Source organism: Chryseotalea sanaruensis (assembly GCF_003990915.1).
In the GTDB taxonomy this organism is placed as follows: domain Bacteria; phylum Bacteroidota; class Bacteroidia; order Cytophagales; family Cyclobacteriaceae; genus Chryseotalea; species Chryseotalea sanaruensis.
Genome location: NZ_BHXQ01000008.1, coordinates 160894 through 181180, shown reverse-complemented (window position 1 = coordinate 181180; position 20287 = coordinate 160894). Strand labels below are relative to the sequence as shown.

The window sequence follows — 20287 nt, the reverse complement described above, 5'->3', positions numbered from 1 at the left end:
AGTAAGCGCACCATTCTGCTTTCAGCATCTTATTTGAAGGCATAATTCTTGTAAGTATTTTTAATAACTAAATAAGCTAAATATGAAGTTAATTAAGGGGTATGCATTTGCCATGTTGGCAACCTTCACATTGATAAGCTGTGAAGATGAGGTTCCAAAGATAGGATTCAGCTCCAATTCCTCTGAAGTTATTGAGGGAAGTACAGTTTCAGTTCCGCTGAGTGTTGCTATTCCGAGTGGCGTATCCCCAATTATTAATTTTACGGGCACAGCTACCGAAGGTGTAGACTTTGAATGGGCAGTTTCGGCTGATGGTAAAGAGCTTGTGTTTGAAACTTTTCCAGATGATTTTTTTGATGAGGAGACGATAATTATTGAGATAACTGGTTTTAGTGGTAGTGCTAATGTGGGTGCTACAGTAACCCATACTATTAATATCTCTGATCCTGGAATGTTGGTTGAATTAACATGGATAGGACAAGATGGTCTTTCTGCTGATTTAGATATTGTAATTTTTAAAGAAAATTCTCCAGGGTCTGGCGAATATTCAGAAGTATTTTCTTCTGAAGATTCGGGGCCAAATGAAACAACGGTTTTAAGGGGTGATTATACAAATGCAAATTATGCGATCGCTATAAATTATTTTGGGGGGCTTTCTAATGAGGTGGACTTTACATTAAATTTATCTACTTCGGTGGGTACGATTAACGGTAATGATAATGAGATTTCTTTCAATGGAACATTAACTCAGTATCATATTGATGAGGATTCTGAATTGACCTATGTTACTCTTGCTAAAAATAACTTCAACTATTCAAATTTCTCGAATTTAATTATTGATCTTCCTTTGGAGATTATACTCTCATGGAATGCAGGAAATGGAACAGCAGGAGATGTTGATATGGATTTAACTTTGTTTTATTTAAATCCTGATACTGAACAGTTTGAAGTAATTGATGGTTCTTACTTTGGCGATTCTCCAACTGAAACGGTATCGCTTCCTTTAAACGAACCAAATGGGACTTATGGATTAAGATATGAGTATTTCTCAGGCTCCTCCAACACATTATCTTTTACAGCAACTTTTTCACTTAATGGCATAGGAAATTTTTCAGGAACAACAAATAGTGTCATTTCTTTTAATGGGGCTTATACTTTATCCAATATTTCAGGGAGTGATACAAATATCTCTCAAACTTTTGTGAAGAGTGGCAACACATTCAGTAACTTCTCTGCTGTTAGTATTCCTGTTTCTGGCAGTGGTGCACAGCTTGAAGACTCTTTTTTAAAGAAGAAGAATAAAGCAAGGTTTGCGGGAAGATCAAACAAAAAGGAAAAGGGGGCGGCAAGGGCTATACTGAACCTGAACAAGTAGACCTTTTCAAGACAATAAAATGAATAAAAAAGGAGTGGTCAACGACCACTCCTTTTTTGCTTTTGAGATTCGCTGAAGATTAGTTCTTGCTAGCCTTCTTAGCTTTTTTCTCAGCGCGTTTTTCTTTTAAAGACTTCTTAGGCTCTTTTTTGTCCTCTTTACGTCTGTCTTCTCCTTTTGCCATAGTGTTAAATTTTAATACTACTAAATTATAAAAAAAACTGATCCTAATTTAACCAAGTCTTTTAGTCACCTCATTCCAGTTTACAACACTCCACCAGTTGCTGACATACTCATTCCTCTTATTTTGATACTTTAGGTAGTAGGCATGCTCCCACACATCAAGTGCCAGTAGTGGCCTCCCTTTAAACTCACTAACATCCATTAAAGGATTATCCTGATTGGGTGTTGATCCGATCATGAGTTTTCCATCTTGCTCGACCAACCATGCCCATCCCGATCCAAAGCGTGTCATGGCAGCCTGTGTAAACTGCTCTTTAAATTTCTCAATAGACCCAAAGTTGCTATTAAGGACTTCTGTAAGTTTACCCGATGGTATTGAAACTTTATTGGCAGCATTCATGCTATTCCAAAAAAAGTTGTGGTTCCATGCTCCGCCTCCATTGTTTCTTGCTTTAGTTGAATAGCGGGAAGTACTGGAGAAAAAATCATTATTTGAATCAGCCACTATGCCCTCTGCCGCAATGGCATCATTTACATTTTTTACATAAGCAGCATGGTGTTTTGTATAATGAATTTCCATGGTCTGCTTGTCAATATAAGGTTCAAGATCCTCAAAATTGTAAGGGAGTGGGTCCTGCGCAAAAGCAAAGTTTTCCTTCGATTCGTTTACCATTTTTATGGATGCACACGCTGCTGTTTGGCTAAAAAAAAGTGGGGCTCCAAGGGCACTAAGCAATCCTGCTTTAGCGCTTGTCTCAATAAATTTCCTTCTGGTCGTCTTCATAAGCTTCGTTCTCTACTACTCCATTAAGGGGGTGAAAGTAAAATTAGCTAAAAATTTTTAGCTTGCAGGGTTAAATACGCACTATTATGGAGCCTATTCTATATGATCAAATACCTTCACTTGACCTGGCAGATTTTTATGGTGGTGATGCAGAAAAAAAGAAAAAATTTGTGGCTGATTTAGGTGCTGCTTACAACACCATAGGTTTTGTAGCGATCAGGAACCATTACCTTAACGATGATTTAGCAGATAAGCTATACTCGGTTATAAAAAAATTCTACGCGTTACCGGATGAGATAAAGGGCTTATATGAAATACCAGGTTTAGCAGGACAACGGGGCTATATTGGAAAAGGTAAGGAGCACGCAAAGGGAAGAAATACTGGTGATTTAAAGGAGTTTTATCATATCGGTCAGGAGGTCCTGGATAATGATCCAATCAAAAAGGAATATCCGGATAATGTTTGGCCAAAGGAAATACCTGAGCTGAAAGAAATTGGACTGGAGGTATACAAAAGATTAGAGAAAACAGGTGTTTACATGCTGCGGGCAATTGCGCTCTATCTTAATCTACCCGAGGATTATTTTGACTCAAAAGTCAAGCACGGCAACAGCATTCTCAGACCTATTCATTATTACCCCATACCAAACCCTGATGAAGTACCAGCTGATGCAGTGCGTGCAGCAGAACATGGTGACATAAATTTGATTACTTTGTTGATGGGAGCAAGTGCTGATGGTCTACAAGTACTGCGCAACGATGGAAAATGGATACCTATTACAGCATTGCCAGAACAATTGGTTGTTAACGTTGGTGATATGCTGGAGCGCCTGACCAACAAAAAGTTAAAATCCACGATACACCGTGTGGTTAACCCACCTCGTGACCAAATGGATAAACCTCGTTACTCAATACCTTTCTTTATGCACCCTAGAAGTGAAATGAGTCTGGCATCATTACCAAGTTGTGTTGATGCACAGCATCCAAAGTTGTGGGAAGACATTACAGCCGGTGCCTTTCTGGATCAGCGCTTAGCTGAAATTGGTTTGAAGAAGAAATAATAAATAGACCGGTGATCAGGCGGGTTCGTTTCTTCATCTTTCTAAAGGATGTTTTCTGGTTGGCCCTTACAACTTTTGGAGGGCCACACGCTCATCTTGCCCACTTTCAACGTATTATGGTTGATAAGCGCAAATATATTGATGACCATGAGCTGATGGAGCTTAACTCGCTTTGCCAGATTTTACCAGGACCTTCATCCACACAAACACTTACAGCTATCGGTTATCGAGTGGGTGGGCCAACTTTAGCTTACCTTACTTTGCTAGTGTGGATTTTGCCTTCGGTTACAATCATGACAGCCGCGGGTGTTTTGCTCTCCAGCATTCAGGAGAAAAATTTGTCGATAGAGTTTACCCGGTTTATACAACCCATGGCTGTTGGTTTTGTAAGTTATGCTGCGTACACCATCAGTTTAAAAACAGTTTATTCAAAAACAGGTGCTGTTTTAATGGTGGGGGCTGCCATTGCCTCTTACTTTTTTCAAACACCTTACGTTTTTCCGATTATACTTTTAGTGGCAGGAGGTATTACAGCTTTAAAGTATAGGAATCAACCAAAACGCGAGAAGGATAAAGTAAAGATTAATTGGTCTAACTTTATTTTATGGGCAAGTGTATTGATCGTTGCAGCGATTATCGGTCGTCTTACGGGATTATTGCCTATTCGTTTGTTTGAGAACTTCTATCGTAACGGTAGTTTGATTTTTGGAGGAGGTCAGGTTTTAATTCCAATGATGTACACAGAGTTCGTTGAATTTAAAAAGTATCTCACTTCAGATGAATTTCTATCGGGTTATGCTTTTGTGCAATCTTTACCAGGACCTGTTTTCGGTTTCAGTGCGTTCATTGGAGCTTTGAGCATGCGTGAATATGGTTTGCTTGGCGAAGTACTGGGGGGATTTCTTTGTGCCATTGCCATTTTTTTACCGGGTACATTCCTGATCTTCTTCGTTATTCGTTTTTGGGATGCCTTAAAAAAATACAGAGGTGTTAGAGCATCGCTTGAAGGGATCACTGCAGCCAGTGCCGGTCTTGTGGCTTCGGCAGCCATCATACTTTTTCAGCCATTAGATAACACACCAATGAATTTTGGTTTTACTATTGGTACTTTTTGTTTGCTGGCATTCACGAAAATCCCATCACCATTTATTATTCTAATCGGTCTGGGACTGGGTTTCATATTTAAAGTTTGATTTTCTAACCACTAAGTTCGCGGAGGTTCACAGAGCTACTGCTGCACTCATCTTTGCGAACCTCTGCGGTTTTATCTCGCTAAAACAAAAAGCCCTGCTTCAGTTAAGAAAGCAGGGCTTTTAAATATCGATTATTATCTCTTAACCTAACTTGAAGGTAATAGGAAGTACCATGCGTTGCTTTACTGCTTTACCACGCTGCTTACCTGGCGACCACGCTGGTGAAGATTGGATAATGCGAACAGCTTCTTCATCACAACCAGCTCCAATCCCTTTTATAGCAACTACATCAGAAATTGTTCCGTCTTTGTTAATAACGAACTGAACGAATACTTTTCCTTCAGTACCCATACGTCTTGCTTGTGCAGGATACTTGAGTTTTTTACCAATGTACTCATAGAAAGCCTGCATACCACCTTTAGGGGTAGCAGTTTCTTCCACTACCGTGAAGATTTCATCTACCTCTTCTTTAGGCTCTTCAACAGCGGCAATAGTGATGGCTTCAACTTTGGTGTCCTCAGTAACTTCCACGTCAAATTCAACCTTAATCTCTTCTTCAATAATTTCTTCATCAGGAACTTCAATGATTTGAGGCTGCTGAATTTTCGGTGGTGGTGGTGGTGGCTGATCGGTAGGAGGTACTTCTAAGATTTCCTCCATATTCGAATTTCTAGGACCTAAATCCTTTACGCCTGTATCATCGTATTTACGGTACTCAAATGCCATTACGGCAAGGAGTAAACTCGTTGTAAGACCGATGTTAAAGAAAAGCCATGTTTTTTTGGTCAAATCGGCCTTTTCTGTCTTTTTAGCTTCCATAGGTTAGTATGTTTTGACAATAGAATGCCAAATATAGAAAAAGGTCACAACCACAAACCAAAAAATTTTATGAAACTATCTTCTTCTTCCGTAAAAGAGTGTTAGGAAGAGTGTTGGGTAGGCAGCATATCTTTTGGCGTCAGTCATCAGTTCGATTTTTCGGCTGTAAACATCTAACAGAAAACCTGCTTCAAATCCTGTTACTTGATCCTTAATAGTACCTAATTCGAAATTAATAGCTGCCTTTGCATTGGCACCTACAACCAAGCTAGATTCACCAATACCTTGAAAAAGACGACCAGGGCCTAAAATATCATCAACTGCAATTGACTTGCTGTATTGCGCATACTGGGCATAGTTTAGATTTTCTGTCTGAAACTCAACATAATATGGGGCAACAATAGCCAATGAAGGCCCTGCGGCAAAAACCGCTTTAATTTCAACACCTTGTTGAGGTGCCTTTTTAAATAGAATTAGATCTCTTCCATACTGTGTTCGGATGGCATATAAATAGTTGCGCTTACCGAAAATGAATAGATTTCCTGAGAAAGTGGCATTTTCCCGCACTTCCTGTGGATGTTTCACATTCATGAGCTCTAAGCCAAATGTTTCAAGAATACGGTCATTACCCAGCTTACGCGCTTTTTTAAACACCACTCCACCAATGAGCCCCCCCGAAGTATTTTTATTAATACCCCAGACAAATTCTGATTGGTATTCATAGCTGTCCTGCGTTTGAGCAACAGTCGAATAGGATAAAATCAAAAGAGAGAAGATTATTCCGTAACGCATCCGTATTTTTGAATGATTAAATCTACACTCATAAACGTTATTTTCAAACCGATAGTTTACTCATGACAACCGCAACTACAATTTATCAAGGGGCTTTGCGTACTGAGGCCACCCATACCCGCTCAGGTCAAAAGATTATTACTGATGCTCCGATTGATAATAACGGCAAAGGTGAGGCTTTTAGCCCTACAGATATGGTTTCCGCGGCACTAAGTAGTTGTATGATGACATTAATGGGTATGCTTGCTGTGCGTGAAGAGATTGACCTGACCGGATTAAAAGCTGATGTCGTTAAAATAATGGCATCGAATCCAAGAAAAATAGCTGAGATTCAGGTGACGTTTACACATCCAAATCTTGTTGCGACAGATGTGCAAAAAGAAAAATTAAGGCGTGCTGCACTTACATGTCCGGTAGCACTTAGTTTGGCAGAGTCAGTTAAGCAAACAATTAACTTTAATTTTTAGCAAAAGGTAAGAGCGATTTGTAATCAATACCAAAATGAGAATTATGGTATACAACCTCTCCGTTTTTAATGACTAGAACCTGAGGTGATTCATGCTCGACATCAAAAGTATTTGCTATCTCGTTTGAGATATTTCTGAAGGAAAGTAGGTCAAGATAATAAGGTTTAAGGTTTTTCATTTCCTCTTCTTTCCAATTGCGCTCTAGTCTGTCAAGCGTAGCGCGACTAATAGAGCAAGTAGTGCTGTGCTTAAAGATGAGTACTGTTTGTTGTGCAGATTCATCTTTAATAGTTTGTAATTGTTGAGGCTCCTGAAGCTTGTTCCAGTTCATAGTAAAAACATTGTAGCTTTAAAGGTTTTGCTCAGGCAAATAGTTCCCGGGTGTTAATTTTTACTTGTAGGAGGGTTGGAGAAAGTCTTAAAAGTAAAAGCAATGGCTTCCATTTCGCGAATTAGTTCGCGTTGTGGTTTACCGGGGCTGTAAACAAAACCCTCTAGGTAATAAATGTGTTTGTCTACTTCATTCACAAATGAATAACTAATAAAAGGGCCGCCCATGCTTTTGTTATTCGTGCGCCACAAGCCTCTTATTTCCATGCCAAATGCACCATTGAAATTAACCTGCTTTGCCTTAACCGGATTAAATGGAATACTTCTTTCTGTAGTAATAAAACTTTGTGGCATGTCAGGGTCTTCAAAGATGTACCTTCTGCAAATGCTTTCTCTCCAGTCTAACAAACTGTCTGGAAGGAGTTGGTATTCACTTTCATAAGGCTTCCGGGCAATAAAGAAATTCTTGTCAATTTCAGATTCTGGTGAACGGAACCAAACAAAATCTTTTTCTTTTTGCACTAGTTGAAAGCCTGCAGGAAAATGTAAACTGATCTGATATTCTTTTTGTAAAAGGGCTGTATGATTTCTGGTAGAAGAAGTCTTGATAATACTCGCCATCATTCTTTGCTTCTCAACATTATTGAAGAAATCCTGAATACGTGCACCATCTCTTTTAAGATGATGAATTAACTCCTGGGTAGTATTGCCAAACAAGTACATTACTTCTTGTCCGCGTGAGTATTCATTCTTTTTATTTACTAAATAAAAACTGCTGTCAGCTTTAATATTCTTAATAGTTTCTTCGGAGAGATTTTGTGTAATGGATCTTGTTCCAGCACTTGACTGATCTAGCGCAAAAACGTAGACTAAATTTCTTATTTGGGTGAGTAATTTGATTTTACTGCTTGGATGTACCCAGATAACCTTAAAAACTGGTTCGTTTCTGGGTAGGCCTGAAACTTCTGAACTAAAAATATTTCTAACGGCTTCACCTAATTCACTTTTCCATTGCGTTGAGTCCATCAAAATGAGTACATCTCCTGATTTGCCAGTAGAAGCAGGTAGGTTCTGCACTCTTTCTTCAGGTGTACTCGTACATGCGTAGGTAAGCAAACCAATTATGATGATAGCTATAAAACGAGACATAGATGTTTTTTTAATCATAATAATGGCTTTGCTAAATAGTCACGGAATTTTATGCGAAAAATACACAATTGACTTAAATGCCAATGACTAATTTTTGACCTGGCTGAATTTTGGAGGTGGTGAGTTTATTCAATGATTTAATTTTCTCAATTGTGAGGCCTTGAAATTTTTGTGAGATGCTCCACAACGAGTCGCCAGGCTGTACAGTATATGTTTTGGAGTCTGGTACAGACTGTACAATGATTGGAGCTTTGGCAATAATTGTGTTTGCGGGTGTAAAAACACTTGGCTTTAGCCAAATATTAAGCCGTTGGCCCACACGAATGGTATTGCTACTCAGGTTATTCCATTTTTTAAGATCAGTCACTTTTACATTATGTCGCATGGCAATACTGCCCAGTACATCACCAGATTTTACTTTGTACACAATTTTATCTTTACCGTAAGTACTTCCTGCTGCATTCTGCGCCAATAGTGCCAATTCTTTTTTACCTACAACAGAGGCAGAATCTAAAATAGCAAGTCTGTTACTGTTCAATGCGTCTAACGTATACGTTGGTAGGTGAAGTGTATAATACTTGTTTAAATCGGGCAATGCATTGTGTTGAATGGATGGATTAAGTTTAATAATGTCATCCATGCATGTTTCTGTAAGCTTGGCAAGGGTTGGTAAGTGAAGGTATTTTTTTACGCGTACTGTATCACTTAGGGGAAAAGCCTCCTGGTCGTTCATTAAAAAGTTGTGTTCACTTAAGTAATTCATGGTGTAAGTGATGGCCACAAATTGAGGAACGTATGACCGTGTTTCGCGTGGCACGTATGGATAGATGTCCCAAAAGCTTTTTTTGTATCCAGCCTTACGAATGGCACGCTTTACATTGCCGGGGCCACTGTTATAAGCCGCGAGTGCCAGTTCCCAGTCGCCAAACATGCCGTACAATTGTTTTAAGTATTGGCATGCAGCTTTGGTAGATTTTTCCGGATCCATTCTTTCATCAATGTACCAGTCGATGTGCAAACCAAAGTAGCGACCAGTGGCTGACATGAATTGCCACAGACCAACAGCACGGGCACGTGAGATGGCTCTGGGGTTTAATCCAGATTCAATAATGGCCAGGTATTTTAATTCATCAGGCAAGTTGTATTCAGCTAAATATTTTTCAAAAAGTGGAAAGTATAAATCCATCCGCTGAATAATCATGCGGGTATACTCCCGATCTTTCACAGTAAAGTAATTAATGAAGCCATGTATTTTTTCGTTGTAGCGAAGTGGTATTTTATTCTGTATGCAGGCTAAGCGATCGGCAATAACGAGTGGATCGTCATCTCCAGGTATATACTCCCAGTTGGCGGGTAAGGAGTAATAATTGATTTGCACTGAATCCTCTTTATATAAGATATCAGATTCCGCTTCTACAATTTCGAGAGAGTCGGCAACAATAACAGAATCGGGCAATACCTGCGCTTTTACAGATGTTATTGCTAATAGAAAAATTAAACAGCTAAAAATCTTACACATCTCCCTTCAATTTCATTAAAAAATCTGCAAAGGCCAATAGTTTGCCTTCCTCAAAATCATCAGCCAATAACTGTAGGCCTATTGGTAAACCCTGATGATCCACACCGCAAGGTACGGATATCCCGGGAATGCCTGCTACGTTAGCATGAACGCTGTAAATATCTGCTAAGTACATGGCCATAGGGTCATCTGTGTTTTTTCCTAAAGGAAATGCCGTGGTAGGGGTAGTTGGCATTATCAGGATATCATATTTTTGAAATAAAGCCTTGGTTTGCTCACGAATAAGGCGTCTCACTTTCTGTGCTTTAGCATAATACGTGTCGTAATAACTAGCACTGAGAATATAAGTACCCAGCAATATTCTGCGTTTTACTTCTCCACCAAAGCATTCAGTCCTGGATTGTTTGTATAGCTGGGTCAGATCACCCGCATCTGCACTTCTGTGGCCGTAACGTACGCCATCGTAGCGCGATAAATTTGCACTGGCTTCAGCGGTAGCCAATATGTAGTACGTTGGCAGACAATAATCCATTAAGGGAAAGTTGACTGGCTCGACCTGATGGCCTGCTTCTTTCAATTGGCCTAGCTTTTTTTCAATAGTAGCTTTGATTTCAGGCTGCAGGGCTGGATTTTCAATAGTTTCTGGGATGTATGCTATACTGAATTTTTGAGTTTCAGTCAGTTGATTGGAATAGCTGGAAACAACATTTTGAGAAACAGTGCTATCAAATTCATCAGCACCGGCTATCTGTTCTAAAACCAGCGCAACATCGTCCACGTGGTTTCCGAAAATACCTATACAGTCGAAAGAAGAACCAAAGGCGACCAATCCGTGCCTTGAAATTCTGGAATAAGTGGGTTTCAGGCCCAGCACACCACAAAAAGCAGCAGGTTGTCGTACTGAGCCACCAGTGTCAGAGCCCAGTGAGACATGACACATATCGGCCATAACGGCTACAGCCGAACCTCCCGATGAGCCTCCTGGTACCCGGTTGTTGTCAATAGCATTTAAAACAGAGCCAAAAGCGGAGTTTTCATTGGAAGAACCCATCGCAAACTCATCACAATTTTGTCTGCCGATGATTATAGCATCCTCATCTAATAAGCGCTGAACTGCGGTTGCAGTATATTGTGAGTAAAAGCCATTCAACATTTTACTGGCGGCCTGCAGCGGGTGATCTTTATAGGCCAGCACATCTTTAATGCCGACAATCAGGCCGGCCAACTTACCGGCTTTGCCGTTTTTGATTTTTTGATCGACAACGATGGCTTGTGTAAGCGCTTCTTTGTCGTACACGCTTAAAAAAACATTAAGGTGTTGTTGCGCCTGAATATTAGAAAGGAAGTATTGTACAATGGCTGTACAAGAAATCGCGCCATGCAGGAGATCTTCTTGCATGGCGCGAAAGCAAGCATACTTTTTCAATGCTGTAAATAATTGCGATTAGTCTTTCATATCGATACGACCAGCTTCGCGGGTAGAATCGATGTTACGTTTTGCATCTCTTCCTGCGTCTTTAATATCGTCTTCCACACCACCAACAGCATCTTTAAATTCGCGGATACCCTTACCAAGTCCTTTTGCAAATTCAGGTATTTTCTTTGCGCCAAACAGAAGCAGCACCACGCCAAAAATCAAAAGCGCCTCAGTACCACCAATTCCGAATAATAGGATAGCTTCCATGATTGATAATTTTAGATTACAAAGATAGGTAAAAAGCAATAAAGCCAAGGGCTTATCTGTAAAGGGTTAAGATAAGGTGAAAGATTGACGAAAGCTTGTTTAAATGGGCTGAGGACTAGTTTCTTAGCCAAGTTTGGGGATCTACAGGTGTGAAACTTTTTATGATCTGGAACCTTAATTCTGGTACGCCATCTTTATTAATGCCTACAGTACCAATTTGCTGGTCAGTTTTCATGGATTCTCCAGTTTTAACTTGAACCTCATTTAAACCGGAGTAAACAGTAAAATAGCCACCGTGCTTTATTATCACGATTGTTCCTATACCTTGAATGAAAGCTACTCTACTTACTGTTCCGTTAAAAATGCATTTTACTTTTTCATCTTTTTTTGTCTGAATGTTAATGCCTTCATTCTTCACAACTATTCCTTTCAAAATCGGGTGCATATGCGTCCCAAATGGATCTGATACAAAACCTTCGGTTGGCCAGGAGAATTTACTTTTATTCTCTTCAAAAGAAGCAGATAAGGCGATAGAGGCATCCGGTGTGGCAACTGTTTTGTTTTTGGCAGCGCGTGCCTTGGCTTCTCTTTCCTCTCTGGCTGCTTTTTCAATCTCTTCTCTAATAATATCCTCAATAAGTTTATCCAGTTTGGCGACAGCTTTTTTTGTTTCTGTCAAATCTGATCGCAGTTTCTTTTCCTGACGCTCCAGATTTTTCACCAAGGTCTTTTGTCTGCTCTTTAGGTCGGTTAGTTGTTGGTTTTCGGCAAGTTCTTCGTTAAGTAATGCATTCTTCTCATTTCGCTTGGCTTCTGTAGTTTTTACTTGCGAAGCGAGTTGGTCTTGTGTTTTAATGATTTGATCTGCCTGAAGTTTTCTTAACTGCGAATATTGTTTCATATAACGCATACGCATCACCAACTGGTCGAATGATGAAGCGGAAAATAAAAAGGTGAGTCGCGTTGCACTGTTGTTAGCTTTTTGTGCAGCAAAGAGCATGGCAGCATATTCTTTACGCATATGCTTCAGGTCTTCTTCTAATGCGGCAATAATACCGTTGTCTTCTCCTATTTCTTTATTAAGTAATTCTGTTTCTGCCTTGATCGACTTGATAAGATTTTCTTGCGCACTAATGCGCTGATTTAAAGCAGATAATTCGCCTAGTGTATTCTTCTTTTGCGTATTGGTTTCAGAAAGTATTTTCTCTACCTCTTTAATTTTCTTGAGATTTTTTTGCTTTTCAGCTTGTAACTGGTTTTTAGTTTTTTGTGCAGCAGCAGAAAAACTGAGTATTAAAAGCAGTAAGAGAAATGTGTACTTACCTGCGGTCATACTTCTTGGGGATGTTAAACGGAAACCTTAGTTCACGGTCGCCTACCTCAGCTTTATTGTATTCAAAAATAATAGTTGTGTTCAAAAGGCCAGACATAGCTTTATAGAACAGTGAGATGGTGCCATTATAAGGAAATAATTTATTACCGACAGGTTGAAAGTTAGAATAATTAATATTCAGTGTGTTGTTTGAGTTTGATTCTTTCAATTCTATTTTCTCAATTTTGAGTGATGCACCATTTACAAAATTTACGACATCAACAGTGCCAGCCTTTTGCTTTAGTAGGTACATTGATGACAGCTCCTCGACTTGATCTTCAGTGCTTGGGTTAATAATGGGGTTCCCTAATAAACTTGCCTGGATAACATCGTAATTAATTGGGAAATTAAATCTTTTAGATAATTCAGCATAGTCAAAAACGTAGTATTCCTTTTCCATATTAGATACAATGGTGATTGAATCTTTATTGATAAGTGCCTTACCTCCCTGCACACCGATCACCGAAAAAGTCATCCAGATTACACTGTCTCGTCTTACACGAATATTAGCCTTTACTTCACGTTCTTTATTCGCATCACGTAATATCATGCGTGCTTTGCCATGAAAGTATTCAAAATCAATACTTTCAATTTTTAATTCCTTTTTAACACCGGTGCCGATATGACTTACCGTTTTCTTGCTGCAGGAGGCAACAAGGAGTACACTTGTAAGTAGTAATACTACGTGAAGGTTATTCATAGATTTTACGATTGGCGATTTTTTTATCGAGAACTTCGTTGTTAGCGTTTAGTTTTTTTGCTTTTTCCCATTGCTGAACAGCATTGTCTACTTCGCCAAGTTTGAAAAGAATATCGCCATAATGCTCTAAATGCGTTGCGTTATTACCATTGTTACTTAAGGCACGCTCTATTATTTTTTTTGCTTCTTTATATTTTTCTCTACTGTAGAGCACCCATGCATAGGTATCAAGGTAGGCAGCTTCGTTAGGATTGTTTTTGATTAGTTGCTCGGCCATTTTTTCGGCTTTCTCCAAATTCTGTTTACGAATGGCCAGGTAGAAACTGTAGTTGTTTAATACACCATCGTTATTTGGATTAAAGGCTAATGCCTCTTCATAAGCTTTATCAGATTTAACGTAGTCTTTCAGCGCATAGTAGGCATCGCCCAGTAAACCATTCAAATCGTTTATAAATGCTGGGTTGTTTTCAGATAAGCGTTTGGCTTGTTCTAATGATGTTACAGCATCTCTAAATTGTCTTTTACGAAATTTCGCATAACCTCTGAAATAATGAACCATGCCCTGATTTGGATAATACTCTAATGCCTGTTCAGCATGAGTAGCAAGTGCATCAAACTGTTCCTGTTGTGCTTCTATATAAAGTAGGTTTTGCCACACTTCAAGGTTTACCTGATCAAGCGATATGGCTTTCTGATAGGCTTCTTTTGCCTTCTGTTGATCGCCTGCAGTGAGGTATAAATCTCCGCCCAAAATATAAAGTTGTGATTCTTCTGTGTTGGTTTTAACTAACTTCTCGTAAAGTGCAAAAGCAAGGTTCTGTGTCTCATCTGTGTCAGAACCCATTCCTTTAGCCTGATTAATTTCGGCATTAAGTGTGGCAATAATTAAAGCCTTGCTGCCAAACTCAATCTCATCGTTGTCGAACAAAACAAGTAGTAGCTTTTCGGCCTCTTCATAGCGTTTTGTTTCTCGATATAAACCAGCCAGCATCATTTGTGCCTGTCCGGTTTCTTCTTTATTATCTTTAAGGAAGTTTTCCAGAAACACAATGGATTGGTCTTTTAAACCTTGCTGTGAAAACAATTCAGCCAGGCTCATAGGATAGCGCATTTCGGCCGGGTCGAGCGCTAAAAGTTTTTCTGCCTCTTGCTGTGCATCACTTACCTTATTCAGTTCAAGGTATAACCTTACTTTCTGTATAGATGACATTTCATTTACGCCCATACTTACTTCGGCACGGTCATATACTTTTATTGCTTTATCAAGATTATTTGCAAATTGATAGGTCGCACCTAACTCAAATAGAAAGTCATCAGAGCCCGGCACCTGCTTAATTAATTGTTCATAGGCTTCGGCAGCTTTATCAAAGCGAGAAAGTCCATTGTAAATATTAGCAGCGAGCAGGTAGAAATATTTGTTTTTCTTTTCGAAACGCAGCGCTTGTTCAATACTTGCTGCTGCGCGCTGAAGATCTTCTTCTTTGGTGCCTCTGTTTAAAACATCTGCAATCTTGAAGTGGATGGTGGCATTTTCAGGTGCCAGCGCTACTGCTTTTTGGTAAAACAACAGTGCTTTGGCATAATCTTCAAGGATAAAGAATTTCTGGCCTTCGGTAAAGTAGAATTCTGCCTCCCTATCTTTAGCGTTGGCCTCCATGGCATCTATGTCTGCCTTCTTTCGCTTTTGTGTAAAAGCAGGGAAGCTGAGTAAAATGCTCAGTAAAATGAAAAGCAAACGTTTTGAAAATGGAAGCATTAGCGCTGTTTTAAAGGACTTGTGTGTATTAAACGAAATACTACACAAAGTAATTTCAAAAATAATAAAAAATAGTGAATGCCTTCTTGTTGGTAGTGCTTAAACACTTTGCATCAAATAGGCCTTTTCTTTTTTGTAAATAAGGTAAGTGAAAAGTGCTAACACCGATATATGAAAAACAGGGGCCAATACAGCATGTTTAATAGGTACAGCATTAACAATATACACTAAAGCAAAGGAAATGGTGATGTAGACAATTGCTGCCCTGATATTGTAAGGGATTGGGTAATAACGCTGCCCCCATACAAAACAAAAAACTGTCATACCAAAGTAACAAAGAAAAGCTGCTAGACTGCTGCCCATGAATCCGGCTATTGGTATTAAAAAGTAATTTCCGGCAACTGTTATAACTACCCCAATAAAGGAAATGATAGTGCCATAATGTGTCTTGTCTGTTAATTTAAACCAGACACTCAGGTTGTAGTAGACACCGAGGAATAAATAGGCCAGCAAAAGAACAGGAACAATTTCGAGTCCCGTCTGGAAGTCTGACCCAATAAAATATTTAAGAATGTCTAAGTTGATGCTGATGCCAACAAGTACAATACAACAAACGATTATGAAGAAATGATTAATCTTGGCAAAAAGAGCAGGAGAGTTTTTGTCGCTGGCATTAGAAAAGAAGAAAGGCTCGGCAGCATACCGAAAAGCCTGAATGCCTAAATTCATGAACACAGCAAATTTGTAGCAAGCACCAAATATACCCATGGCATCCTCTTGTGATTGACCAGGATAAAAATCTTTTGGCAACCACCAGTCAAGCATAGTTCTTGAAAACATTTCGTTAATCATACCAGCTACACCGGTAAGCATCACCGGATAAGCATAAGAAAATAGTTGTGGGGTAATCTGTTTGTCCCAAGCAGGTCGCCAGGCGATGAGTACTTTAATGAAGAGAAGAACAAATAAGGCATTAGCTATGAGGTTAGCCAGAATAACATATCCTACACCTACTGAAGGATCGTAAGCAATTTTTAGAAAGTAAAAGTTGAGTGCTATTAATAAGATCACATTAGCAATTTTGATAGCAGCGAAAAGAAAAGCTTTTTTCTCTAGTCGGAGCCGTGCAAAAGGAATGGCCACTAAAGCATCGATCAACATGAGTGCCGTGAGCCAGATTATAAATTCAGGATGTTCTGGAATCCCCAATGCAGTAGCTATACTTTGAGCAAATACTATGAAAAGAGCAGACAAAGTTCCGCTAATTATGATAACCGTGGTTTGTGTAAGGTTGAAGATACGTTTTACATCTGCCTTTGCCTTGGTAGCAAAACGGAAAAAAGCCGTTTCCATACCAAACATGTAAACAATATTTACAACGGCAACAAAAGCGAAGAGCTTGGTAATAACACCGTACTCTGCCTTGCTAAACATATTTATCGTATGAAGCGGGACTAATAAAAAGTTCAATACTCTCGGAAGCATGCTGCCAAGGCCGTAAAGAATAGTTTCGCCTGCTAGTTGTTTTAATTTACTCAAATGGCTGTTGGTTTTTCGTTGGTAGTTGATCGTAAAGGATTGTTCGTTGATGTTTGTGATAATCAGGGTTGCTGCGAATAACCAACAACGATCAACTAACAACACCTTTAACGGTTACTCTCCTTTAAAATTGGCTGTGCGCTTTTCCATAAACGCTGTTGTACCTTCAATAAAATCTTTGGTGGTAAACAAGTGGCCAAAACTATTCACTTCTGCTTCATAGCCAGCCTTCTCATAACCAAATCCGGCATTTACACTTTTGATTAATTCGGTAATGGCTAGTGGTGCTTTCTGCGCAATCTTGCTTAACATCTTATTGGCCAGTTCTATACCTTCTTGTTTGTTGGCAACAACATGGTTAACCAGCCCGAGTTCTCGTGCATCTTTAGCATTGAGCATATCACCCGTCATAGCAAGTTCAAGCGCTTTTGCTCTACCTACCAATTGGGTAAGACGTTGCGTGCCACCATAGCCAGGGATCAGTCCCAAATTGACTTCAGGGAGTCCAAATTTGGCATTTTCAGTAGCAATTCGAATATGGCAAGCCATGGCTAGCTCACAACCACCACCCAATGCAAAACCATTTACAAGTGCCACCACAGGTTTAGGGAAATCTGCTATAAACTGGAACAATTGATGTCCTTTCTGCGATAATTCCACTGCTTCTGCCTTTGTCAGGCTTGATAATTCCTTTATGTCGGCACCTGCAACAAAGGCTTTTTCACCCTCTCCAGTAACAACTACCCCTCTAGTGGAATGAAGTTTGCTGATTGAAGCGAACGCATCCTTTATTTCTGAAAGTACCTGTTGGTTCAGTGCATTCAGTGCGGAGGGTCTGCTAATGGTTATAGTACTGATATTTCCTTCGTGACTAACGATTGTTAACATTTTAGTTAGAGTTAATTTTGCTTTTTAATTGACCTTATAATGAGCCCAAATTTGAAGATTTTCTCCCGATTAGTATTTCTTTTCCTTGTTTTTTTAGCCCTTGCCTTTCCGGTATTATCACAGAATTTCACATCTAGTGCCTCAGGAAACTGGACAACAGGCTCAAATTGGTCTGGCACTTCGCCTTCGCTAACTAATCAGTCATGGGGTACTATTAATATGAACCATGACATGAGCATTACCGGTAACTATAACTTACCAGGTGGAACTCTGAATGTTAATGCAGGGAAGAAACTGACAATTAGTGGTAATCTTGTTGTTGGTATTGGAGGAGGAGGGAATGTTGTGAATGTTTACGGAACATTGGAAATAGCGGGTAACGTAACACTGAATTCAGATTTCCGCATTCATCCAGGGGGCAAGGTAGTTGTTGATGGCTCGGTAACTGTAATCAATTCTCAATATTTAAGAATAGGTACAGCTGCAGCTCCTCCGGGTTATGCTGACATGGTTATCAAACAAAATTTAGTTTCACAGTCTAGTGGAGATGTTACAATCAACCAAAATGGTCGTCTTGCGGTTTATGGAAACGTTACAAATGATACAAGTGGTGATACAGTAATTACTGTAAACCAGGGTGGGCAAGTGTATATTCACGGAAACGTAAACTTAATTGGTGGTGGTGATGATATCATCAATAACAACTCATCAGATCCTTATGGGTTATATGTCAATGGTACTGTAAGTGCTTCAGGTGGGGGTAGTACAATTGATTCAAATGTTGGTGACAAACAAGATTTGCTTAATACAAATTCTGGCTTTGCAAACTGGGTGGCTTCACAATCCGATAGTCCTTTGCCTGTGGAATTACTATTCTTCAAAACTTTAAAGAATAATGGTTCGGTAGAACTTAAATGGGCAACTGCTTCACAATTAAATTTTGATTATTTCTCTGTTGAGCATTCAACAGATGGTTTTGCGTGGAATGAGATTTCAAGAATTAAAGGCGAAGGTACTACGCAAAGCAAAAATGAGTACAATCTTAAAAATGCTATGTTTTTGGCAGGCAATAATTATTACAGACTCAAGATGGTTGATCTGGATGGCACGTTTGAGTTTTCTAAAGTGTTAGTCATTACAATTGATGAGCCCACGGATATTTTTATCTATCCAAACCCGGTCAATCAATCAGAGTTGATTTCAATTGAATTAAACTTCTTGCCAAATGATGGTGACCGAATAGTGATTTGTAATATTTACGGTTTAGAACTTTTAAGTATTCCAATCTATTTGACTAAAGTACAATTACAACTTTCAGATTTTAAACCAGGTGCATACTTGATTAACTATATTGGCTCAAATTCATCTCAGACTTACAAAATACTAATTCAGTAGCGTTCAATCTGTTCTGTAATGAATAGGAATTCTTTGAGGTTACTTTATTCGTATTTTGCGTATTAGCAATACTGATCAATAGCTGTAAAACTCTTAAATTCTGAATTAGGATTTAGATTCTTAACTTTGCGGTCATAATAAAATTGTACTTAAAAATGAAGTTTCTCATTGTTTTAATAGTATGTCTACTGGCAAGTAAAGGTGCTTATGCACAATTTACCGCTACTTCATCTATTGCCGCTGCTCAAGAAGATTGGGATACTGCTGGTGCATGGTCATTTCCTGCCGGATTTACACCAAATGGTGGTTTCCCTAACAACGATTTTGATGAAGATGCAAGTACAGCAGCTTTTGGTGGAGATTATGGACGATTTATTATAATAGACACAAATGATAACATAAAAATTCCTAACAATGTTGTCATTGATCTTAGTAACTCAGGTATTGAAACTATTACGTTAAGAGCAGGATCAGAACTCCACTTCGGTTCCAATGCCCAACTAATCTTACCTGCAGGCGCAGTAGTTATTTTTGAAGCTGGTGCTGAATTAATAGCAGATAGTAACAGTTCAGGAACTTACTTAGAGGTTGGCGGTAATGGTGTGTGGGGTAGAGAGTGTGAGCCAGCTTGTGATAATGGAACATTAACAGGCCCTGGGTCTATAACTGAAAACTCAGATCCAAGTAATCCATTACCAGTGGAGCTTTCTTCTTTTACAACAGATTTGTTTGGAGAGAGTGTAAACTTGAAATGGTCTACCGCCTCTCAGTTAAACTTCAGTCATTTCGAAATTGAACATTCTATGAATGCTGAGGCTTGGTCAACACTGGAATCAATTCAAGGGGAGGGAACAACCAATGAATTAAATGAGTATTCATTTAAACACACCGATCCTTACAATGGTAAAAATTATTATCGTCTTCGAATGGTCGATTTAGATGAAACTTTTGAGTATTCGCCCATTGAGTTTTTAGAGGTAGTCACTAAAAATAGTTTTGTGGTTTCTCCTAATCCTTCTAAAGCTGGTATAGTCCGCTACAAAATAAATTTTTCGCCAATGGAAGGTGATCAGTTGGTGGTGTATGATTTAATGGGAGGCCAAATATTTTCAAATTCAGTTTCTATGCTTAATAATGAATTTGAGTTACCTAACTCATTAGCAAAAGGAACATACCTTGTTCGATATAATGGACAGACTGTTAACCAGGTTGTTCGTTTAATTATTGACTAATAAAGCATATTCATAAAAGACAAAGGCTTCGAATTTCGAAGCCTTTGTC

Annotated in this window: 19 protein-coding genes; 6 read left to right on the top strand and 13 right to left on the bottom strand. The window is 39.1% G+C overall.

Going from position 1 to position 20287, the window contains the following annotated elements:
- Positions 1-82 precede the first annotated feature (82 nt).
- Positions 83-1375, top strand: a complete 1293-nt coding sequence (locus SanaruYs_RS19305; protein WP_127124259.1) for a hypothetical protein — start codon at positions 83-85, stop codon at positions 1373-1375.
- Positions 1376-1607: 232 nt separating this feature from the next.
- On the opposite strand, the gene SanaruYs_RS19300 is transcribed toward SanaruYs_RS19305, so the two are convergent.
- Entirely contained in the window at positions 1608-2342 is a 735-nt protein-coding gene (locus tag SanaruYs_RS19300; RefSeq protein WP_127124258.1) for a superoxide dismutase, read from the bottom strand.
- 86 nt (positions 2343-2428) lie between these two features.
- On the opposite strand from SanaruYs_RS19300, the gene SanaruYs_RS19295 reads away from it, so the two are divergent.
- Both SanaruYs_RS19295 and chrA read left to right on the top strand, forming a co-directional pair.
- Positions 2429-3403 (top strand): isopenicillin N synthase family dioxygenase, encoded by a 975-nt coding sequence (locus tag SanaruYs_RS19295; RefSeq protein ID WP_127124257.1) that lies wholly within the window; start codon positions 2429-2431, stop codon positions 3401-3403.
- A gap of 11 nt (positions 3404-3414) precedes the next feature.
- Positions 3415-4596: a chromate efflux transporter gene (gene chrA, locus SanaruYs_RS19290; RefSeq protein ID WP_127124256.1), complete on the top strand. Its 1182-nt coding sequence runs from the start codon at positions 3415-3417 to the stop codon at positions 4594-4596.
- Positions 4597-4737: 141 nt separating this feature from the next.
- On the opposite strand, the gene SanaruYs_RS19285 is transcribed toward chrA, so the two are convergent.
- Complete coding sequence (locus SanaruYs_RS19285) at positions 4738-5415, bottom strand: energy transducer TonB (RefSeq protein WP_127124255.1); 678 nt, start codon at positions 5413-5415, stop codon at positions 4738-4740.
- 75 nt (positions 5416-5490) lie between these two features.
- On the bottom strand, positions 5491-6207 hold the full coding sequence (locus SanaruYs_RS19280) for a hypothetical protein (protein ID WP_127124254.1): 717 nt from the start codon (positions 6205-6207) through the stop codon (positions 5491-5493).
- A gap of 62 nt (positions 6208-6269) precedes the next feature.
- On the opposite strand from SanaruYs_RS19280, the gene SanaruYs_RS19275 reads away from it, so the two are divergent.
- Positions 6270-6674, top strand: coding sequence for an OsmC family protein (locus SanaruYs_RS19275; protein ID WP_127124253.1), 405 nt, complete (start codon positions 6270-6272; stop codon positions 6672-6674).
- Here the strand turns inward: SanaruYs_RS19275 and ytxJ are convergent.
- The 10 genes from ytxJ to SanaruYs_RS19225 all read right to left on the bottom strand — a co-directional run bounded on the left by ytxJ (position 6664) and on the right by SanaruYs_RS19225 (position 17611).
- Positions 6664-7005 (bottom strand): bacillithiol system redox-active protein YtxJ, encoded by a 342-nt coding sequence (gene ytxJ, locus SanaruYs_RS19270; protein WP_127124252.1) that lies wholly within the window; start codon positions 7003-7005, stop codon positions 6664-6666. The genes SanaruYs_RS19275 and ytxJ overlap by 11 nt on opposite strands.
- A 53-nt stretch (positions 7006-7058) precedes the next feature.
- Positions 7059-8171: a DUF4837 family protein gene (locus SanaruYs_RS19265; protein WP_127124251.1), complete on the bottom strand. Its 1113-nt coding sequence runs from the start codon at positions 8169-8171 to the stop codon at positions 7059-7061.
- 55 nt (positions 8172-8226) lie between these two features.
- A complete protein-coding gene (locus tag SanaruYs_RS19260; RefSeq protein WP_127124250.1) occupies positions 8227-9672 on the bottom strand; it encodes a lytic transglycosylase domain-containing protein in 1446 nt (481 codons plus the stop codon).
- On the bottom strand, positions 9665-11071 hold the full coding sequence (gene gatA, locus SanaruYs_RS19255) for an Asp-tRNA(Asn)/Glu-tRNA(Gln) amidotransferase subunit GatA (RefSeq protein ID WP_127124249.1): 1407 nt from the start codon (positions 11069-11071) through the stop codon (positions 9665-9667). The genes SanaruYs_RS19260 and gatA overlap by 8 nt, the downstream gene beginning before the upstream one ends.
- A 45-nt stretch (positions 11072-11116) precedes the next feature.
- Complete coding sequence (locus SanaruYs_RS19250) at positions 11117-11356, bottom strand: Sec-independent protein translocase subunit TatA/TatB (RefSeq protein ID WP_127124248.1); 240 nt, start codon at positions 11354-11356, stop codon at positions 11117-11119.
- 115 nt (positions 11357-11471) lie between these two features.
- A complete protein-coding gene (locus tag SanaruYs_RS19245) occupies positions 11472-12689 on the bottom strand; it encodes a murein hydrolase activator EnvC family protein (RefSeq protein ID WP_127124247.1) in 1218 nt (405 codons plus the stop codon).
- Entirely contained in the window at positions 12676-13428 is a 753-nt protein-coding gene (lolB1, locus tag SanaruYs_RS19240; RefSeq protein ID WP_127124246.1) for a lipoprotein insertase outer membrane protein LolB1, read from the bottom strand. Before lolB1 ends, SanaruYs_RS19245 begins: the two co-directional genes overlap by 14 nt.
- A complete protein-coding gene (locus SanaruYs_RS19235; protein ID WP_127124245.1) occupies positions 13421-15184 on the bottom strand; it encodes a tetratricopeptide repeat protein in 1764 nt (587 codons plus the stop codon). Before SanaruYs_RS19235 ends, lolB1 begins: the two co-directional genes overlap by 8 nt.
- A 99-nt stretch (positions 15185-15283) precedes the next feature.
- Complete coding sequence (locus SanaruYs_RS19230) at positions 15284-16723, bottom strand: lipopolysaccharide biosynthesis protein (protein WP_127124244.1); 1440 nt, start codon at positions 16721-16723, stop codon at positions 15284-15286.
- 114 nt (positions 16724-16837) lie between these two features.
- Positions 16838-17611 (bottom strand): enoyl-CoA hydratase/isomerase family protein, encoded by a 774-nt coding sequence (locus SanaruYs_RS19225; protein WP_127124243.1) that lies wholly within the window; start codon positions 17609-17611, stop codon positions 16838-16840.
- A gap of 39 nt (positions 17612-17650) precedes the next feature.
- On the opposite strand from SanaruYs_RS19225, the gene SanaruYs_RS19220 reads away from it, so the two are divergent.
- Entirely contained in the window at positions 17651-19006 is a 1356-nt protein-coding gene (locus tag SanaruYs_RS19220) for a T9SS type A sorting domain-containing protein (RefSeq protein ID WP_127124242.1), read from the top strand.
- 155 nt (positions 19007-19161) lie between these two features.
- Entirely contained in the window at positions 19162-20238 is a 1077-nt protein-coding gene (locus SanaruYs_RS19215) for a T9SS type A sorting domain-containing protein (protein WP_127124241.1), read from the top strand.
- Positions 20239-20287: the final 49 nt, after the last annotated feature.

What these genes read in the sequence shown, in the direction of transcription:
- SanaruYs_RS19305 (WP_127124259.1), top strand. Translation starts at nt 83, where the DNA reads ATGAAGTTAATTAAGGGGTATGCATTTGCCATGTTGGCAACCTTCACA.
- SanaruYs_RS19300 (WP_127124258.1), bottom strand. Translation starts at nt 2,342, where the DNA reads ATGAAGACGACCAGAAGGAAATTTATTGAGACAAGCGCTAAAGCAGGA.
- SanaruYs_RS19295 (WP_127124257.1), top strand. Translation starts at nt 2,429, where the DNA reads ATGGAGCCTATTCTATATGATCAAATACCTTCACTTGACCTGGCAGAT.
- SanaruYs_RS19285 (WP_127124255.1), bottom strand. Translation starts at nt 5,415, where the DNA reads ATGGAAGCTAAAAAGACAGAAAAGGCCGATTTGACCAAAAAAACATGG.
- SanaruYs_RS19280 (WP_127124254.1), bottom strand. Translation starts at nt 6,207, where the DNA reads ATGCGTTACGGAATAATCTTCTCTCTTTTGATTTTATCCTATTCGACT.
- SanaruYs_RS19275 (WP_127124253.1), top strand. Translation starts at nt 6,270, where the DNA reads ATGACAACCGCAACTACAATTTATCAAGGGGCTTTGCGTACTGAGGCC.
- ytxJ (WP_127124252.1), bottom strand. Translation starts at nt 7,005, where the DNA reads ATGAACTGGAACAAGCTTCAGGAGCCTCAACAATTACAAACTATTAAA.
- SanaruYs_RS19265 (WP_127124251.1), bottom strand. Translation starts at nt 8,171, where the DNA reads ATGATTAAAAAAACATCTATGTCTCGTTTTATAGCTATCATCATAATT.
- SanaruYs_RS19260 (WP_127124250.1), bottom strand. Translation starts at nt 9,672, where the DNA reads ATGTGTAAGATTTTTAGCTGTTTAATTTTTCTATTAGCAATAACATCT.
- gatA (WP_127124249.1), bottom strand. Translation starts at nt 11,071, where the DNA reads ATGCAAGAAGATCTCCTGCATGGCGCGATTTCTTGTACAGCCATTGTA.
- SanaruYs_RS19250 (WP_127124248.1), bottom strand. Translation starts at nt 11,356, where the DNA reads ATGGAAGCTATCCTATTATTCGGAATTGGTGGTACTGAGGCGCTTTTG.
- SanaruYs_RS19245 (WP_127124247.1), bottom strand. Translation starts at nt 12,689, where the DNA reads ATGACCGCAGGTAAGTACACATTTCTCTTACTGCTTTTAATACTCAGT.
- lolB1 (WP_127124246.1), bottom strand. Translation starts at nt 13,428, where the DNA reads ATGAATAACCTTCACGTAGTATTACTACTTACAAGTGTACTCCTTGTT.
- SanaruYs_RS19235 (WP_127124245.1), bottom strand. Translation starts at nt 15,184, where the DNA reads ATGCTTCCATTTTCAAAACGTTTGCTTTTCATTTTACTGAGCATTTTA.
- SanaruYs_RS19225 (WP_127124243.1), bottom strand. Translation starts at nt 17,611, where the DNA reads ATGTTAACAATCGTTAGTCACGAAGGAAATATCAGTACTATAACCATT.
- SanaruYs_RS19220 (WP_127124242.1), top strand. Translation starts at nt 17,651, where the DNA reads ATGAGCCCAAATTTGAAGATTTTCTCCCGATTAGTATTTCTTTTCCTT.
- SanaruYs_RS19215 (WP_127124241.1), top strand. Translation starts at nt 19,162, where the DNA reads ATGAAGTTTCTCATTGTTTTAATAGTATGTCTACTGGCAAGTAAAGGT.